Annotated in this window: 13 protein-coding genes; 5 read left to right on the top strand and 8 right to left on the bottom strand. The window is 74.6% G+C overall.

Features of this window, described 5'->3' with window-relative positions:
• Nucleotides 1-85 precede the first annotated feature (85 nt).
• The gene (locus ABD841_RS15305; RefSeq protein WP_344971865.1) at nt 86-589 is read right to left on the bottom strand and encodes a cupin domain-containing protein; all 504 of its coding nucleotides are present in this window, start codon (nt 587-589) and stop codon (nt 86-88) included.
• A 57-nt stretch (nt 590-646) separates the two neighbouring features.
• Here ABD841_RS15305 and ABD841_RS15300 point away from each other — a divergent pair, with 57 nt between their 5' ends.
• The 3 genes from ABD841_RS15300 (at nt 647) to ABD841_RS15290 (ending at nt 3,401) form a co-directional block, all read left to right on the top strand.
• Nucleotides 647-1,333 carry a TetR/AcrR family transcriptional regulator gene (locus tag ABD841_RS15300; RefSeq protein WP_344971863.1) on the top strand — a complete coding sequence of 229 codons (687 nt, stop codon included), beginning with the start codon at nt 647-649 and terminating at the stop codon, nt 1,331-1,333.
• Between the two features lie 209 nt (nt 1,334-1,542).
• A complete protein-coding gene (locus ABD841_RS15295; protein WP_344971861.1) occupies nt 1,543-2,211 on the top strand; it encodes a response regulator in 669 nt (222 codons plus the stop codon).
• On the top strand, nt 2,205-3,401 hold the full coding sequence (locus ABD841_RS15290; protein ID WP_344971859.1) for a sensor histidine kinase: 1,197 nt from the start codon (nt 2,205-2,207) through the stop codon (nt 3,399-3,401). The genes ABD841_RS15295 and ABD841_RS15290 overlap by 7 nt, the downstream gene beginning before the upstream one ends.
• Here the strand turns inward: ABD841_RS15290 and ABD841_RS15285 are convergent.
• A complete protein-coding gene (locus ABD841_RS15285; RefSeq protein WP_344971857.1) occupies nt 3,350-4,057 on the bottom strand; it encodes a hypothetical protein in 708 nt (235 codons plus the stop codon). The genes ABD841_RS15290 and ABD841_RS15285 overlap by 52 nt on opposite strands.
• Nucleotides 4,058-4,423: 366 nt before the next feature.
• On the opposite strand from ABD841_RS15285, the gene ABD841_RS15280 reads away from it, so the two are divergent.
• Together ABD841_RS15280 and ABD841_RS15275 are read left to right on the top strand one after the other, a co-directional pair.
• Entirely contained in the window at nt 4,424-5,173 is a 750-nt protein-coding gene (locus ABD841_RS15280) for a TetR/AcrR family transcriptional regulator (protein WP_344971856.1), read from the top strand.
• Entirely contained in the window at nt 5,170-7,686 is a 2,517-nt protein-coding gene (locus ABD841_RS15275; protein WP_344971854.1) for a PEP/pyruvate-binding domain-containing protein, read from the top strand. The genes ABD841_RS15280 and ABD841_RS15275 overlap by 4 nt, the downstream gene beginning before the upstream one ends.
• Nucleotides 7,687-7,793: 107 nt before the next feature.
• Here ABD841_RS15275 and ABD841_RS15270 read toward each other — a convergent pair whose 3' ends face one another.
• The 6 genes from ABD841_RS15270 to ABD841_RS15245 all read right to left on the bottom strand — a co-directional run bounded on the left by ABD841_RS15270 (nt 7,794) and on the right by ABD841_RS15245 (nt 18,163).
• Nucleotides 7,794-8,246, bottom strand: coding sequence for a hypothetical protein (locus ABD841_RS15270; protein WP_344971852.1), 453 nt, complete (start codon nt 8,244-8,246; stop codon nt 7,794-7,796).
• Nucleotides 8,247-8,600: 354 nt separating this feature from the next.
• Nucleotides 8,601-9,431: an SAM-dependent methyltransferase gene (locus ABD841_RS15265; RefSeq protein WP_344971850.1), complete on the bottom strand. Its 831-nt coding sequence runs from the start codon at nt 9,429-9,431 to the stop codon at nt 8,601-8,603.
• Nucleotides 9,432-9,457: 26 nt separating this feature from the next.
• On the bottom strand, nt 9,458-10,666 hold the full coding sequence (locus ABD841_RS15260) for a cytochrome P450 (RefSeq protein ID WP_344971848.1): 1,209 nt from the start codon (nt 10,664-10,666) through the stop codon (nt 9,458-9,460).
• Nucleotides 10,663-11,472, bottom strand: coding sequence for a thioesterase II family protein (locus ABD841_RS15255; protein ID WP_344971846.1), 810 nt, complete (start codon nt 11,470-11,472; stop codon nt 10,663-10,665). Before ABD841_RS15255 ends, ABD841_RS15260 begins: the two co-directional genes overlap by 4 nt.
• Nucleotides 11,469-16,064 carry a type I polyketide synthase gene (locus tag ABD841_RS15250; protein ID WP_344971844.1) on the bottom strand — a complete coding sequence of 1,532 codons (4,596 nt, stop codon included), beginning with the start codon at nt 16,062-16,064 and terminating at the stop codon, nt 11,469-11,471. Before ABD841_RS15250 ends, ABD841_RS15255 begins: the two co-directional genes overlap by 4 nt.
• Nucleotides 16,061-18,163 carry an amino acid adenylation domain-containing protein gene (locus tag ABD841_RS15245; protein ID WP_344971842.1) on the bottom strand — a complete coding sequence of 701 codons (2,103 nt, stop codon included), beginning with the start codon at nt 18,161-18,163 and terminating at the stop codon, nt 16,061-16,063. The genes ABD841_RS15250 and ABD841_RS15245 overlap by 4 nt, the downstream gene beginning before the upstream one ends.
• Nucleotides 18,164-18,166 lie beyond the last annotated feature (3 nt).

The following is an 18,166-nucleotide window of genomic DNA, read 5'->3' as shown; positions in this document are numbered from 1 at the left end:
GTCGCGTCCGCGTCCACCCGCACCACGGCGCGCGTCCCCGTCCGAACAGGCGCGACGCCTGATCCCGCGCGGCCGGGCGGTCGGGCTAGCGGCCCGGCAGGTGCGCCGGCGGCGGCCCCAGAAGCTCGATCCCGTGCCTGCGGGCGGCGTGGCCGAGGCGGGCGGGATCGATGGGCGAGAGGTCGGGCAGGCGCCGCTCGCGGGCGGGCTCGCCCACGGCGGCGGCGAAGCGCTCGAAGCCGGACGGCGTGGTGATCTGCAGCGACCGGAGAGGCTCGTCCGGCCCGACGACGAAGCTGTGCGCCAGTCCCACCGGGAAGAACACGACGTCGCCGGGCCCGGCGGTGAAGACCTCGCCGTCGCAGTGGAACTGCGCGACCCCGGACAGCAGGTAGAACAGCTCGTCCTCGGCCAGGTGCCGGTGGAGGGGCGGGGCGAAGCCGGGCGGGTTGACGAACTCGGCGACGGTGAGCCGGCCGCGGGTCTCGGCACCGGTGGCCTTGACCGTGACGAGACTGCCCAGGAACCAGAACGCGTCGCCGTCGTCTCCACGCCGGATGTACGGGCGGGCGGGGGACGGCTGTGCCATGGCCACCCTCTTTTCAATAGATACCGGTATATTCAATATACCGGTAGTATTCCCGATGTGGTCAAGGATCGGCAGCAGAGAAGGCGGTACCAGTCCGCGCTCCGCCAGGACAGCGCACGCCGCACCCGTCAGGCGATCGTCGCCGCGGCCGCCGACCTGTTCGTGGAGCGCGGTTACGCCGCCACCTCGCTGACCGACATCGCCACCGCCGCCGACGTCGCCCGCCCCACCGTCTTCGCCGCCTTCGGTTCCAAGCCGGCCCTGCTGCGGGAGGTGCTCGACCAGGCCCTCGCGGGCGACGACGCCCCCGTCCCGGTGGCCGACCGGCCGTGGTTCCGCCCGGTCTGGGAGGCGGCCACCCCGGCCGCCGTCCTCGACGCGTACGCGGAGGTGTGCACGCTGATCGGCGGCCGCGCGGCACCGATCTTCGAGACCGTCCGCCGGGCGGCCGACGTGGTGCCCGCGGCGACCGAGCTCTGGGAGACGCTGCAGGGCAACCGCCGCGCGGGAGCCCGGATGGTGGTCGAGCATGTGCGGACGCTGGGGCCGCTACGCCCCGGGCTCGACGGCGAACGGGCCGTCGACGTCCTGTGGCTGCTGAACGACCCGGCCCACTTCGACGCGCTGGTACGGCAGCGTGGCTGGGCCAGGGACGCCTTCCGCGACTGGCTCGCCGGCATGATGCGCGACGCCCTGCTCCCCGCCGAGACGTCCCGCTCGCACGGGGCCCCGGCCGCCTGGTGACCTCTGTCGATCTATCGATGACCTTGCACACCCTCCCGGAACAGACACTCGATACGCGAAAAGGCGAGCCGGGGCCCGCTACGCGGCGGACCCCGCCTCCGCCACGCGGCGGAGGCGGATCCGGCCCGCGTCCACACCGGAGAGGGTCGTCACCGCGCGTCGGTTCTCTGTAGCCTGGCGGTCATGCCGGGCAGGAGGCGGAACCGTTCATGACGATCAGACTGGTCATCGCGGACGACCAAGCCATGATCCGCGCCGGGCTGCGGCTCGTCGCGGAGACCGCGCCCGACGTCGATGTCGTCGGGGAGGCCGCCGACGGGGAGCAGGCCCTGGCCGTGACCCGGCGGCTCCGGCCGGACGTGCTGCTGATGGACATCGCGATGCCCCGCCTCGACGGACTGGGTGCCGCCCGGCGGCTGCTCGCGGACCCCCACCCACCCAAGATCATCATGCTGACCACCTTCGACACCGACGCCAACCTGCACGCCTCGCTGCGCACGGGGGTGAACGGCTTCCTGCTGAAGACCTCGCCGCCGGAGCAACTGATCGAGGCGGTACGGGCGGCCGCGTCCGGCGACGCGCTCATCGACCCGGCGGTCACCATGCGGGTGATCGCCTCGTTCGCCACCCGCCACGAGCCGACCGTCCCGCCCGAGCTGGCCACGCTCACCCAGCGCGAGCTGGAGGTGCTGCGCCTGCTGGCCCGCGGCCTGTCCAACCCGGAGATCGCCAAGGAGCTCGGCATCGGCGACGCGACCATCAGGACCCACGTCGCCCGCGTGTTGCAGAAGCTCGGCCTGCGCGACCGCGTCCAGGCCGTCGTGTTCGCCTACGAGGCCGGGGTCGTCCGGGCCGGGCAGCGGGAGCGGCCGTGCTGAGGCCGCTCGGCGACTGGCGGCCGACCCGGCTGGACGTGCTTCTCTCCCTCGCCGTGGGGGTCGCCGGCCTCGTGGAGTCCTTCGGGCGGCAGGGCCCCGGGCCGGGTCAGATCGAGAGCCCGGTGCCGCTGGCGGCGGGGGCGGTCGTCGCCGCGGCGCTGGTGCTGCCGCGGGGCAGGTTCCCCATGACCGCGCTCCTCGGGCTGATCGCGGTGGGCCTGGCCGTGCGGGAGGTCGCGGGCGCCGGGTACTACGCCGCCTGGCATTTCTACTCCACGCTCATCCTCGTCCACACCGTGGGCAGCGCGGCGGAGCTGCGCAGCCGCCGCGGGTTCGCCGGGCTGGGGTGCGTGCTGGTGGCGTACGCCTTCCTGCAGACGTTCCAGCGCAACGACGTCGCCGAGGTGCTGATCGGCGCCATCTTCATGGGTGTGGCGTACGGCAGCGGCATCCTGCTACGCCGCCAGATCGACCGGACGATGCAGCTCGCCGAGCGCACGACGCGTCTGGAGGTGGAACGTGAGGAGCGGGCCCGGCGGGCGGTGGAGGAGGAGCGGGCCCGGATCGCCCGGGAACTCCACGACGTCGTCTCGCACAAGGTGAGCATCATGACCCTGCACGCGGGCGGGGTGCGGATGCTGCTCGGCGACGACCGCGCACGCGAGCGCGACATGCTGCTCGGGGTGGAGAAGGCCGGCCGCGAGGCGGTCGACGAGCTCCGCCTCATGCTGGGGGTGCTCCGCGAGGCCGAGGGCCCCGACCTCGAGGTCGCCCGGCCGGGCCTGGACCGTCTGGAGGAGCTCCTCACGCACGTCCGGGAAGCCGGGCTCCGGGTGCGTCTCCAGACCGTCGGCGAGCGGCGGCACCTGTCGGAAGGGCTGGACCTGTCGGCCTACCGCGTGATCCAGGAGGCCCTGACGAACGTGCTGAAACACGCGCGGGCCACCCGGGTCGGCGTCGTCGTCGCCTACGGCCCGGACGAGCTGACCGTGGAGATCACCGACGACGGCGCCGGCGCCCCAGGAGACGGCCACGACCGAGGCGGGCACGGTTCGGGCGGGCACGGCCTGATCGGCATGCGTGAACGGACCGCGATGCACGGCGGCGACCTGTCCGCCGGTCCCGCCCCGGGCGGCGGCTACCGCGTGGCCGCCCGGTTCCCGGTCGAGGCCCCGGCGACGGCCAGGTGAGGCGGCTCCTCCCCGGCCCACTCGGCGTCGCTCATCCGTAGCATCCGCAGCCCGATCACCCCGGAACCGGCCAGGTAGAGCAGGCCGCCCACGACCGTGCCGATCGGGAAGGCCGGGGTGCCGAAGATGCCCGCGAGCATCGCGAAGGGAGCCCACCACGGCGCGCGGCCGGCGTACGCCAGAGCCAGGCCGAGCAGGAACAGGCCCAGCAGCCCGAGGAAACCCGGGATCTGGAAGGCGAACCTGGCCCCCGGGTCGGCGAGCGCCTCCTCGGCGAGCTTCGCGCCCTGGGCGGGCGGCAGGGCGCTTTCGAGCCGGGAGTAGAAGAAGTCGCCCAGCATCAGCGCGGAGAAGTTCACGACGCCGAGCAGCGCGAGGCCTCCGGCGACGTGGCCGAGGACGACGCCGCGACGCCGGATCAGGTGGACCATCCCGATGATCCCCGGGACCATCAACACCCAACTCCAGTGCAGCAGCGAGGCGCTGACGGAGACCTGGTCCGGGTACCTGCCGTAGATGCCGACGATCTCGTCGGTCCCGCCCTGCCGGAGGTTGGGATCGACGACGACGCCCACGATGTAGAGGAGCGGCGCGGCGATGAGGCAGAGCCCGGCCGCCCGTCTGCGGAACATATGCGGATCGGAGAACACCGACATGAGGCCTTTCCTTGCGTCCGGCCCGCACCGGGAGCGGGCGGGGTAGAGCCGGAAACCTAGGCGGCGCGGAGCCGCACGTCGTCCCCCGCATGACCGATCGCCGCTCCGCGATCGAGCGGACCGCGCGCCCCGCCATCGTGGGCGCCCCCGCGCGACCGAGCCGGCCGCCCACCCCGCCGCCCCGGACACCACCCCGCAGCCGAACCGATCACCCCACCGCTCCGGGCACCACCTCACGACCGGGCCCGCCGCGGGTTCGTCTCCGTGGGCCCCCTCCCGTTCCCGTCCCAGGGGCCGGCGTGGTATCAATTAAATGACCGGATAAAGGGATCTGGTCAAAAATTTCATGAACGGTTCGGGCAGAAGATGACAGCACAGGCCAGAAGGGTGGGGCGGCCACCCCAGGACGCCTCCCACCGGCTCGCGCGGGCGCACCGCATCCTGGACGCCGCCGGCGACCTCGTCCTGCGCTGGGGGTACGACAAGACCACCATCGAGGACATCGCCCGGCAGGCCGATGTCGCCAAGGGCACGATCTACCTGCACTGGCGCACCCGCGAGGAGCTGTTCGCCGCGCTGCTGCGCCGTGAGCGGGTCGAGATGCTCACCGAGGTGCGGCGGCGGATCGCCGAGGGCCCCGGCACGCTCCGCGAGCTGCTCCGGCTGCTCGCCGTCGAGCTGATGCGGCGGCCGCTGATGCGGGCGAGCATCCTGGGCGACTCGGAGGTGCTGGGCAGGCTCATCCGGCGCAAGCGCGAGGGCACCCAGGGCGCCGAGCCGAGCCCCGGCTTCGGGGACTACCTCGCCGTGCTGCTCAGGCACGGCGCCCTGCGGACCGACCGCTCCCCCGCCGAGCACATGACCGTGCTCGCCTCGATCCTGTACGGGTTCCTGTTCGTCCCCCGGATGATGCCGGAGGGTCACGGACCGCCCGACGAGCGGCTGGCGGAGCTGCTCGCCGACACCGGGAGCCGCGCGCTGGAGCCCGGCGTCCCCGTCCCGGCCGACGACGCCCGCGCGATCGCGCGGGCGACCCTGGAGTACGTCGACGTCGCCGTGGAGACCGCGCGGCGGAAGCTCGGCGTCTCCCTCGGCACCGAGGAGAGTGCGCGGTGAAGGTCCTCCCCCTCCCCGACGAGGCCGCCGATCTCGCCCTGGCGGGCGGCAAGGGCGCCTCGCTGGCCCGGCTGGCCCGCGCGGGCCTGCCGGTCCCCCCGGGCTTCCACGTCACCACGGACGCCTACCGGGACTTCGTCGCCCGCGACGGCCTCCATGAGCTGATCATGGAGGCCGTCTCCGGCGCGTCCCCGGAGGAGGCCGCCCCGCGGATCGCCGCCCTGTTCGCCGGACGCGAGATGCCACCGGAGACCGCCGAGGAGATCCGCGCGGCGTACGCGAAGCTCGGTGACGACGTGCCGGTCGCCGTGCGGTCGTCCGCCACGGCCGAGGACCTTCCCGGGATGTCGTTCGCCGGGCAGCAGGACACCTACCTCAACATCCGGGGCGAGGCGCTGCTCGACGCGGTCAAGCGCTGCTGGGCCTCGCTGTGGACCGCGCGCGCCATCGCCTACCGGGTCGCGAACGGTGTCCCGCAGGACGACGTGGCGCTGGCGGTGGTGGTCCAGGAACTGGTGCCCGCGGACGCGGCGGGCGTGCTGTTCACCGCCGACCCGGTCACCGGGGCCCGCGACCGGATAGTGATCAATGCGTCGTGGGGCCTGGGCGAGGCCGTCGTCGGCGGGCAGGTGACGCCCGACACCGTCGTGGTCGACGGCTCCGCCGGCGAGGTCGTGGAGGAGCGCGTCGGCGACAAGAGCGTCATGACCGTCCGCACCCCCGGCGGCACGCGCGAGGAGCCGGTACCCGGGGACCTGCGCCGCCGCCCCGTGCTCGACCACGACCAGGCCCTGCGGCTCGCGCGCCTGGGCACGCGGATCGAGGAACTGTACGGCACGCCCATGGACGTGGAGTGGACGTCGCGCGACGGGACGTTCGCCGTCGTGCAGGCACGCCCGATCACCGGGCTCAGGCAGCCGGTCGAGGAGTGGAACGACAGCCTGACCGGTGACTACCTGTGGACCGGCGCGAACCTCGGGGAGGCCATCCCCGACGTGATGACGCCGTGCACGTGGTCGCTCGTCCAGATCTTCATCCACGAGGCGATGTCGGCGTCGGCCATGCCCGGCTTCCCCCTCGTCGGCAACATCGGCGGGCGCTTCTACATGAACCTCAGCGTCGTGGTCTCCATCGCCCGGGCGCTGGGCATGGGGAGCAGGCTCGGCGCGATCGAGCACGTCTTCGGCAAGCTCCCGCCCGGCCTGGACGTGCCGCTGCTGCCCGCCTCGCGCTGGCAGATCGTCAAGGTGGTGCTGCCGCTCGCCTTCGGCCTGCGGAAGCGGGTGGCGGCCAGTCTCAGGAGGATGCCCGCCTTCCTCGCCACGGCGCAGCGGCGCCACGCGGAGCTGCGGGAGCGGATCTCCGGCGCCGCCACCGCGGGCGAGCTGGCCGCGCTGTGGGAACGGGAGCTGCTGCCCTACTTCGTCGAGGCCTGCCGGGCCCTGGAGGCCGCCGGGCGGCAGGGCGGCAGCGCGCTCGTCATGACCCGCGACAGGCTGCGCAAGCTGGTGGGCGAGATCGACGCCGAGGCCATGCTCACCGGGGTCGGCGCCGACGGGGAACTGGCCAGCCTCGGGCCGATCGTCGGCCTGCAGCGGCTCGGCCGGGGCGAGATCGACCGGGAGACGTTCGCCCGCGTCTACGGGCACCGCGGCGCGCACGAGTTCGAGGTCTCCATCCCCCGTCCCGGTGAGGACCCGGCGTGGATCGACGCGCAGCTCGCCACCCTGGCCGATCCGGAGCACCGGGCCGACGCGCTGCTGGAGCGCCAGCGTGCGGCCCGCGAGGCGGCCTGGCAGCGGTTCGAACGGCGCCATCCCGGCAGGGCGGCGAAGATGCGCGAGCGGGTGAAGCGGTGGAACGCGATCGTCCGCGACCGGGAGACGACCCGTTCCGAGGTGATCCGCGCCTTCTGGGCGCTGCGCGCCTTCGTGCTGCGGGCCGGGGAGCTGACCGGCCACGGCGACGACCTGTTCTTCCTGTCGATCCAGGAGATCATCGCCGTCCTGCGCGGCGCCGACGTGTCACCGGCCGAGGTGGCGACCCGGCGGGCGACCTACGAGCGCTACGCGGCCCTGCCCGCCTACCCCACGCTGATCGTCGGCCGTTTCGACCCGGTCCGCTGGGCCGCCGACCCCGACCGGCGGAACGACATCTTCGACGCCCGGGGCGTCGGCATCCCGGTCGGCGACACGGTGACCGGCTTCCCCGGCGCGCCCGGCGTGGTCGAGGGCGTCGCCCGCGTCATCGCCACCCCCGAGGAGGGCCACCGGCTCGCCCCCGGCGAGATCCTCGTGACGACCCTGACCAACATCGGCTGGACCCCGATGTTCCCCCGCGCCGCCGCCGTGGTGACCGACATGGGCGCGCCCCTGTCCCACGCCTCGATCGTCGCCCGCGAGCTCGGCATCCCGGCCGTGGTCGGCACCGGCAACGCCACCGCGCGCCTGCGCGACGGCGCCAGGATCCGGGTCGACGGTGAGCGCGGCACGGTGGAGCTCCTGGCGCCCTGACCGCGCCCCCTGACAGGGTCCCTCCCCGACGGCGGCGCCCCGATCCGGTGTGATCGGGACGCCGCCGCGGGGGCCGCGACCGGCCGGGGGATCTCGACGGACTCCGCTCAGCCGCGCAGGCCCTTGATGCACCCGTGAATGGCCGCGGCCACGACACCCTCGACGAAGGACAGGTCGGTGCCGAACTTGTTCCAGACCTCGGACACGGCACCGGTGGCGCACTGCTTCGCCTTCCACCACGTCCACTCGCCCGCGGCCTTGGCCGCGTCGACGATCTGGCGCCAGAACCTCTTGACGAAGGCCACGACCGCCCCCCAGCTCCTGGGGGCCTCGCTGAACGCCTCGTCGGGGAACCGGTACTCGTCGTCGGGGTCGCTGTTCACCAGCGACAGGGCCATGGCGTAGACCGTCGCCTCCGAGACACCCGCGGCCTGCGCCGTGGCGGTGAGCTCCCGCGAGAACGACACCGTGTCGGCGGACACCGGAGCGGCCCCGGCCGACACGGCCAGCACCGCTGCCGTGATCAGCGCCGCCACGGCACTGACTGCACGCTTGAGCATGAGATGCCCTCTCTCGTGATGGTTGGCCGGGCGCCCGCGCGCCCCGCCATCGCGGGACACGCTGCCGAAGGCCCTTCGCGCGCCGGTCACTTCCCGGTAACTCGATGCTCACTTACCGTGACGACGGACGATCCGCCGGCGAGCACCGCTGACCCCGGGATACGGAAATCAGTCGCGCCGCACCTCGGGGAGCTGCGCGCGCACTGCTACCGGATGCCCGGCTCGGCGCACGACGCCGAGGACGTGGTGATGTCCGCGGGGTCGGCGGCGAGTGGGTCATCGCGCACGAGCACCACTCTGCCCCGATCCCCCCGCAGGAGGTCGGCCCCTGGACCGGTCGCCCGTGCCGAACGGTCAGCCGAACGGTTTGCGGGCGGTGATCAGGACGCTGCCCGTGGGGACGGTGGCGCAGCCGGCGATGCCGTCGCGGATCCACCGCACGGCCTCGGCGCCGTACTCGGCCGCCAACTCCGCGTGGAGGGTGTCGAGCCGGGCGAGGATCCGCCCGTAGAACGGTTCGGTGTGCTCGGTGAGGTCCTCGACGGCGTCGACCCGGAGACCGGCCGCGCGGAGGGTTTCCGCGTAGGACTCCCGCGACTCGATGGAGACGACCTGGAACATCTCGAAGTACGCCGCCAGCCGTGGCCCGATGTCCTCGGTGACGGGGACGCGCAGGAACGGGGCCTCCAGCACCACCCGGCCACCGGGCCGCAGCACGCGGACGATCTCCGTGAACAGCGGTTCCAGCAGGAAGTGCGGCGTCGACTCGAAGACCAGCACCCCGTCGAACGCGTCCCGCGGGTAGGGCATCGCCAGCGCGTCGCACCGCTCGAAGGAGACCAGCGACTCCACCCCGCGTTCCCGCGCCCACGCCCGGCCCCGCTCCAGCGCGTGCTCGTTGACGTCGATCGCGGTCACCCACGCCCCGGTGGACTCCGCCACCGTCACCGCGGGCCGCCCGTTCCCGCACCCCAGGTCCAGCACCCGGTCGCCCGGCTGCGCCGCCAGCCGGGCGACCACCACCCTGGTCAGCCGGTCGGTGGCCTCCTCGATCGGCGTGTCGTCCGCCGGTCCCGACCAGTACCCGTAGTGCAGGTCGGGCCCGCCGAGCGTCTCGGTCAGCGCGGCCAGACGGTCATAGGCGTCGGAGACCGCTTCGGCCGTGGGAAGTGACGTGTCCGGCATCTTTCCTCCAGTGATGCGTCCTGCGGCTACCAGGACACCGGTAGCGATTCGAGGCCGTAGGCCGCGTTCATCGGGGTGAAGCGCAGCTTCTCGAACGGGGCGTCGAGGCGCAGGGTGGGGAACCGGCGCAGCAGGCGGGGGACGCAGACCCGCAGCTCCATCCTGGCCAGCTCGGCACCCAGGCAGTAGCGCGCGCCGTGTCCGAAGGCGAGATGGGGCGACGGCTCGCGGGTGATGTCGAACCGGTCCGTGCCGGGGCCCAGGTCGGCGTCGCGGTTGGCCGACGGCAGGGAGCACAGGACGTACTCCCCGGCGCGGATGTCCCGGCCGCCGACGGTGACGTCCTCCTCGGCGGTGAACACCTTCCCGAAGGAGACCACCGAGAGGTAGCGGAGCAGTTCCTCGACCGCGCGGTCCACGTCGGCGGAGCCGTCACGCAGCGACGCGGCCTGGCCGGGATGGCGCAGCAGCAGCAGGACGCCCAGCGCGATCGTGCCGGCCGTCGTCGCGTACCCCGCGAGCAGCAGCTGGGCGGCGATCCCGGCGACCTCGGCGTCGGAGAGGTCCTGCCCGTACGAGGAGATCAGCCTGCCGACGAGGTCGTCGCCCGGATCGCGGCGGCGGCGCGTGACGAACGCGCCCATGTACTCGTCCAGTTCGGCGAAGGCGGCCGCCTGGTCCAGGGGTCTCGGCGTGAAGTCGAGCAGCGTGTCGACGCTCCGCCGGAGCCGCTCCCGGTCCGGCGCGGGGACGCCGAGGAGCTCGAAGAAGAGCGCCGCCGGGATCGGCAGCGCGAAGTCCGCGACCAGATCGGCGGGAGGTCCCGAGCGGCGCATCGCGTCCACGTGCTCGTCGGCCAGGGCCTCGATGCGCGGGCGGAGCGCCCGTACCCGCCGGGCGCCGAACTCGGCGTTGAGCATCCGCCGGACACGCGCGTGCTCACGGGGGTCGTACGTCGAGAAGAAACCCGGGCGCGGCGGCGGGAACCCTGCCTCCGGCGGGGGCGGGGGGATGGGACCGTCGACCGCGGCTCTGGAGCTGAACCGCCGCTGGTCCGAGACCACCCGGCGCGCGTCGGCGTAGCGGGTGACCATCCACGCGCTCGCCCCCGTCGAGAGGGTGACGCGGACCACCGGCTCCTCGGCCCGGAAGCGGGCGAACTCCTCGGCGGGGTCGAAGGGGCAGCCGTCCGAGCGGCGGACGAAGAGGGGGACGGCCGGGCTGTCGTCGATCACGATCGGTGCACCTCTTCCACACGTGCCGCGGAGGGCCCGCCGGGCCGCGCCGCCCGGACGGCACCGAGGCGATCCGCGATGTCGGCGACGAGCGCCTCCTCCGCGCCCGCCAGATAGAAGTGGTCGCCCGGGAAGGTCCGCAGCTCGAAGCCCGCGTCCGCGACGCGGTTCCAGGCGCGCATCTCCTCGTGGTCCACGCGCGGGTCGTCCGCCCCCAGGTAGCCGGTGATCGGAACGGCGATCCGGGGGACGTGCGCGGGCCGGTAGGCGTGGAGCAGGTCGTGGTCGGCCCGCAACGCGGGCATCACCAGGTCCATCAGCTCCGGGGAGCACCGGAGCACCGGGTCCCCGGCGGCGGCCAGCTCGGCGAGCTCGCCGTCGTCGAGCGGGGCCGTCCGGGCGTCACCCGCGCACAGGTGCGGTGCCGCGTGCGCGGACACCAGCAGCGCGGCCGGGCGGATCCCGTGGTGCTCGACGAGCCGGACCGCGACCTCGTAGGCGACCACGGCGCCCATGCTGTGCCCGAACAGGGCGAGCGGCCGGTCCGTCCAGGACTCCAGCGCCCGGCAGACGTGGTCGGCGAGAGGTTCCATGCGGTCGATCGGCGGCTCGTTGATCCGGTTCTGGCGGCCGGGGTAGCACACGGCGGACAGTTCGACGTCGGCGGGCAGCCGGTCCTGCCATCCCCGGTAGAAGCTCGGGGCACCGCCGGCGTGCGGGAAGCAGACGAGGCGCAGCCGCGGCGCGGGAAGCGCGTGCCACCGGCGCAGCCAGAGCCGGGGGTCGGCCGAGGTCGTCCCGGTCATGAGCCGTCGCTCCCGCCGGGGAGCGCGGACGGGTCACCCGTCCCGGCGCCCGCCGGAGCCTCGGCGAGCACCTTGGCCAGGCCCTCGATCGTCGGAGCGCCGAACAGCGTCTTGACGGAGATCCGCGCCCCGAACCGTTCCCCGCAGCGCTGGACCACCTGCAACGCGCTCAGCGAGTGCCCGCCCAGCAGGAAGAAGTCGTCGTTCCTGCCGATGTCGTCGACGCCGAGCACCTCCTGCCAGATCGCCAGGAGCTCCCGCTCGCGAGCGCTCCACCCCTCGCCGCCGGTGCCGGGAGGCGGGACGGCGGGACGCGACCGCGATGCGGACGGCGGAGCCTTCCCCGGCCCGGGGCCGGCACTCCCGGGGGGACGGGAGGAGACGACGACCTGTCCCAGGTCGGCGGCGGCCAGGCACTTCTCGAAGGCCGCGACGCCCTCCTCGGGGGTCAGCCCGCCGACCAGGCCCTCGCCGGTGAGCTCCCGGTGGCGGCGTTCCATCTCGCGGGCCATCCCCACCCCGTTCCAGCGGTCCCAGTTGATCGCCAGCGCCGGCACGCCGCCGTCGCGCCGCGCGGCGAGGGCGAAGGTGTCCAGGAAGGCGTTGGCGGCCCCGTAGCAGGTGAGCCCGGGGACACCGGAGAACGACGCCAGCGAGGAGAACAGCACGACGAAGTCCGGACGCACGCCGGCCTCCCGGAGGGCGGAGAGCAGGACGACGGTTCCCTCGGTCTTGGCCCGCAGGGCGGCGGCGACGCCGTCCTCGGTCAGGAACTCCGCCATGCCGCCGCCCGGCACACCGGCGGCGTGGATCACCCCGTGGACGGCGCCGAACCGCGCCCGCGCCTCCCGGAGGATCCCGCCGAGGCGCCGGGCGTCGGCGACGTCCGCGCCGCGCACCAGGACGTCGTCCCCCCGTTCCGCGAGAGCGGCCGAGGACTCCGCGAGAGCGGTCGCGCTGCCCCGGCTCGCCGGGCCGTCCGCGGGAGACCCCGCGCCCCGCCCGATCAGGACGAGCCGCGCCCCGTACTCGCACGCCAGGTACTCGGCGAGCCGCAGCCCGATCCCGCTCGTCCCCCCGGTGATCACGTAGGTCCCGTCCCGGCGTACGGAGGGGCCCGCGCCGGGCGGGACGTCCAGCGGCTCGAACCGCCGCAGCCAGCGATGGCCCGCGCGGAGACCGACCGGGTCCTCCCGGAGCGGCCGGGAGAACTCGCCGAGGAGGTCCGCGGCCCGGACACCGTGGTCCCGGCCATCGCCGGGATCCAGGTCCACGAGCCGGACGCGCACACCGGTCAGCTCGCGCCGGAGCGGCCCGGCCGCCCCGACCGTGAGGGCCGCCCACGGGTCGAGCCGCTCGCCTCCGGTGACCTCCAGGGCTCCCCTGGTGACGAGGCAGAGGTCCGTCTCCCCGGACCGGCCGCCCAGGGCGTGGGCCAGGCCGACGACGTCGCTCAGCGGCGGGCACGTCTCCGCCGGGAGCGCGGCTCCCCAGAGGGAGACGATCCGCAGCGGTCCGCCCGCGTCGCCGCCGATCGCCGTCAGCAGCCGCGCGTAGTGCTCCTTGCGCCGGGGGTCGATGCCGATCCGGTCCCGGGCCGCGACCCGGAACGCGGTCCCGGCGGTGACCACGGTCACCGGCACCCCGTTCCCCTCCAGCTCCGCGGTGACCGCCTCCGCGAGGGGCGACGCGTCGGAGAGCAGGACCCAGCGGTGCCCTCCGGCGGCGGGCCCGGGATCCGCCGGGCGCACCGCCACGTCCCGCTCCCAGGTGATCCCGTACAGGCCGCCGGACGGGTGTTCCCCGGCCGGGGGCGCCGCGGCGCGGATCGGCTCCGGCGGGTGGGCGGTGGCCGCGAAGGGGTACGGCACCGCGGGCAGCCGGAGCCGGCGCTCCGGCCACAGCGCGGGCAGGTCGACCCCGGCGCCCGCCTCCCACAACCGGGCCAGCGCGCCGAGCAGGACCTCCCTGTCGGTCCGCTCCTCCATCGGGTGGCGGGTGACGTTGACGACGACGGAGCCGGTGCCCGCCCCGGCGCGGGCCAGGGCGGTCAGCGTGGTGCCCGGCCCCACCTCGACGAGGATCCTCGGGCCCCGGGACAGGACGTGATCGAGCCCCGCGTCGAACCGGACCGTCGCCCGCAGGTGGGTGACCCAGTACTCGGGGTCGGCGAAGTCGGCGTCGTCGGTCCCCGTCACGTTGGACACGAGGCGCGTCGACGGGGCGTCCAGCGCGATGCCGTCGAGGAAGGCGCGGAACTCGCCGAGGACGGGGTCGACCAGGGCGGAGTGCGCGGCGGTGCCGAGGGGCAGCAGGCGGCAGGCGATGCCCCGCCGCTCCAGGAGCTCCCGCACCTCGGCGATACGGGCCGAGGGGCCGGCGAGCACGCACGACGCCGGGCCGTTGACCGCCGACAGGCAGACCCCCTCCCCGAGGAAGGGCCCGACCTCGCGCTCGGAGGCCGGTACGGCCAGCATCACCCCGTCGCGTATCGAGGCCAGGAGCTCGCCGCGTTTCGTCACGATCGCGAGGGCGTCGCGCAGCGACATGACGCCCGCGACGCAGGCCGCGGCGTACTCGCCGAGGCTGTGCCCCATCAGCAGGGCGGGCCTTACTCCCAGCGACATGAGGAGCCGGGCGAGCGCCATCTCCATGACGAACACGGCCGGCAACGCCAGGGCGGGGTCGGTCTCCCCCGCCGCCGCCTCCCCGTCCGGGACGGGCCGCGCGTCAAAGCCGGACGGCACGCCAGGACTGGGCGGCACGTCAGGGTTGGGCGGCGCATCAGGGTTGGGCGGCACGTCGAAGGCGGACGGCGCGTCCGTCCACAGGGCGCGGAGCCGGCGGGCGGCGGCGCGGTCGGGCAGCAGGCCAAGGCACTCGTCCACGGCCGCGCGGAAGACCGGCTCGTCGCGGTAGAGCTCCCGGCCCATCGCCGGGTACTGCGTCCCCCCGCCCGGGAACATGAACGCCACCTCTCCACCGCCCGCCCGGACGGCGGCGGACGGCCGGGCCGCGTACCCGCACAGGGCCTCCACAGCGTGGGCCCGGTCGCGGAAGACCCCCGCGTAGCGGAAGGGAAGGTCACGGCGGCCGGCGGCCAGCGTGTAGGCGAGGTCGGCGAAGCCGGTGTCGGAGACGTCCTGGAGAGCGTCCGCGCAGGACCGGGCCATCTCGGTGAGGGCCGTCCCGTCCCGCGCGGACAGCGCCACCAGCTGCCACGGACGGGCGGGCGCGGCGGGCGGACGCCGCGGCGGCTCCTCAAGGACGGCGTGGGCGTTGGTGCCTCCGATGCCGAAGGAGCTGACGGCCACGCGGCGGGGGGCGCCGGTGTCGGGCCAGTCCTCCTCCTCCGTCGCCACCGGGCGGAACGGGCTCGTCGCGAAGTCGATCTCGGGGTTGGGGGAGAACGGGACGACGGGGTTGGGCGGGATACGGCCGTGGTGAAGCATCAGCGCGGCCTTGATGAACCCGGCCACCCCGGCCGCGGCGTCGGTGTGCCCGATGTTGGACTTGACCGATCCCAGCCGGCAGTATCCCCGGCCGGTCGCGCCGGCGGCCCGGTACGCCCGGGTCAGCGCGGTGACCTCCACCGCGTCCCCCAGCGCGGTGGCCGCCCCGTGGGTCTCGACGTAGGCGATGGTGTCCGGGTCGACGGCGGACACCGCGAGCGCCGCCTCCACCGCGGCCTGCTGCCCGCGGACGCCCGGCGCCGCGTAACTGAGCTTGTCCGAACCGTCGTTGTTGACCGCGCTCCCCCTGACCACGGCGTAGACGCGGTCGCCGTCGGCCAGGGCGTCCCGCAGCCTGCGCAGCACCACGATCCCGAGGCCGTCCGCGGGGACGAATCCCGAGGCGTCGCGGTCGAAGGAGCGGACCCGGCCGTCGGCGGACCAGACACCGCCCGGCTGGTGCAGGTAGCCCTGGCGGCGCAGGGGCGTCCAGGAGACCCCGCCGGCCAGGGCCATGTCGCAGTCATGGGTGATGAGCGCCCGGCAGGCGAGGTGGATCGCCACGAGCGAGGTGGAGCACGCGCTCTGCACGGTGATGCTCGGCCCGGTCAGGCCGAGCTTGTAGGAGACCCGGGTGGAGAGGAAGTCCTTGTCGTCGGCGGCCATGAGGAGGTCCGCGGAGGTGCCGAGGAAGGCTCCCCGGTCCCGGTCCCGGTGGGTGCCGAGGGTCTGCCCCGCGTAGACCCCGATCGTGCCGGGGAAGCGGCCGGGCGCGTGACCGGCGTCGTCCAGGGCGTGCCAGGCCACTTCGAGGAACATGCGCTGCTGCGGGTCCATCAGGGCCGCCTCGCGCGCCGAGTAGCCGAAGAAGGCGGAGTCGAACCGGTCGGCGTCCCACAGGATGCCGCCGGCCGCGACGAGGGCGGGGTCGGCGATCCGCGCCTCGCTCGCCCCGCCCTCCCGCAGGTCCTCCGGGCTGAGCTCGGAGACGCCCAGGCGCCCCTCGGCGATGAGACGCCAGTACTCCGTCACGTCATGAGCTCCGGGGAAACGGCAGGCGATGCCGACGACCGCGATGTCGGCACCGGACGTGTCGCCGTTCCCGGGGTCCTCGGCACCGTCCACGTTCGTCGTGTTCACCGCTGTCGTCCTTTCCCTCGGCTTCCCCGGCGTTCCGCCAGCGACCGGCTGCCGGCGAGCAGGTTCCGCCGGCCCGCGGCGCCCGTCACGGGCCCGCCGCGCTCCTCGGCGCGCTCACCGCCGCGCTCACCGCCGTGTTCCTCGCCGCGCTCACCGCCGTGTTCCTCGGCGCGCTCACCGCCGCGCTCACCGCCGTGTTCCTCGGCGCGCTCACCGCCGCGCTCGCCGCCCCGGCCGTCGGCGTACGTCCCACCGCCGTCACCGCCCCGGTCGCGCCCGTCGAGCAGCGCCGCCAGCGAGCCCACGTCGGGGGCGGCGAGGAGGTCGGCGACGGGCAACAGCACCCCCCAGCGGTCGCGGACGCCGGCCTGGAACGTGATGAGGTCGGCCGAGGTCCCACCGAGCTCGAAGAAGTTCTCCTCGGTGCCGACGTCGTCGAGGCCCAGGAGCCGCCCCACCAGTTCGGCCACCTCCCGTTCCCGCCCGCCGGGAGGAGCGGCGGACCGGCGTTCCGCCCGCGGGCGCCCGGCTCCCGGGCGCGGCAGCGCCGCGCGGTCGACCTTGCCGTGGGACGTCAGCGGGATCCGGTCCAGCGTGACGAAGATCGACGGGATCATGTACTCGGGGAGCAGGCCGGAGAGGAACCCGCGCAGCTCGCCGGCGAGGACCCGCGGTCCCTCGGAGAGCTGGACGTAGGCGGTGAGCCGGGCGGTCCCGGACTCCTCGCCGGTCGTGGTCACCACCGCCCCGGTGACGCGCGGATGGCGCACCAGGGCGGCCTCGACCTCCCCCGGCTCGATCCGGTACCCCCGGACGTTGAGCTGGCCGTCGGCCCGCCCCACGAACTCGATGTCTCCCCCGGGCAGCCGGCGGGCGAGGTCCCCGGTCCGGTACAGGCGCGCTCCGCGGCGGCCGGAGAACCGGTCGGGGACGAACCTCTCCCGCGTCAGGTCCGGCCGGTTGAGGTACCCCCGCGCGACGCCGCGCCCGCCGACGCACAACTCGCCGGTCTCCCCCTCGGGGACCGGGTCGCCCGCCGGATCGAGGATGCGCACCTCGACCCCGGCCAGCGGGCGGCCGATGGAGGGTTTGCCCTCCCCCGGCCGGCAACGGCCCGCCGTCGCGGAGACGGTGGCCTCCGTGGGGCCGTAGGCGTTGAACAGGCGCAGCCGCGGCGCCCACCGCTCCACCAGGAACTCGGGGAGCGGCTCGCCCCCCGACGTCAGGGTCGTGACCGGTATCGGGACGTCCTCGGGAAGGGTGGCCAGGAGCGACGGCGCCCCGGAGAGGTGGGTGATGTCCAGCTCGCGGAGGACCCGGCTCAGCTCGGGTCCGTACAACGGCGCCTCCGCCGCCGGGACGCACAGGGTCCCGCCGTTGAGCAGGCTCATCGCGAACTCCCACACCCAGGCGTCGAACGTGAACGGCGCGAACTGCAGGACGCGGGCACCCTCCAGGTCGCCGAAGAGCAGGCGCAGGCCCTCCGCCAGGTTGGTCACGCAGCCGTGCTCCACCAGCACCCCCTTGGGGACCCCGGTGGACCCCGAGGTGTAGAGCACGTAGGCGAGGTCCTCCGCCCGCGCTTCCGGAACCGGAACGCCCGGCGCTCCCGGAACCGGAACGCCCGGCGCTCCCGGAACCGGAACGCCCGGCGCTCCCTGGACCGGGACGCCCGGCGCTCCCTGGACCGGCCCGTCGCGGTCAGGTCGGACGGCGCGCAGGGCGCGTCCGGGCAGCGGGCCCTCCGGGTCCCGGTCGGCGACGACGACCCGGGCGCCCGTGTCGGACAGGACCAGGTCGTTGCGCCCCGCCGGGTGCGCCGGGGGCAGGGGCACATAGGCGGCGCCCGCCTTCCAGACGGCCAGGACCGCGACGGGCAGCAGGAAGGAGCGCTCCATCAGCACGCCCACCGTGTCGCCCCCGCGCACACCCGCCGACACGAGCTCGGCAGCCAGGGCCGTGGTGCGCTCGTCCAGTTCCGCGTAGGTCATCCGCCAGCCCGGGTGGACGAGGGCGTCACGTCCGGGCGCGGTCTCGGCCCATCTCCCGAAGAGGCGGTGCGCACCGGCCCCGCCGTCGCTCAGTTCGAAGCCGCGCATGCT

The organism is Streptosporangium fragile, from assembly GCF_039534445.1.
Taxonomy (GTDB): domain Bacteria; phylum Actinomycetota; class Actinomycetes; order Streptosporangiales; family Streptosporangiaceae; genus Streptosporangium; species Streptosporangium fragile.
This window is presented reverse-complemented; position numbering and strand designations above follow the sequence as displayed.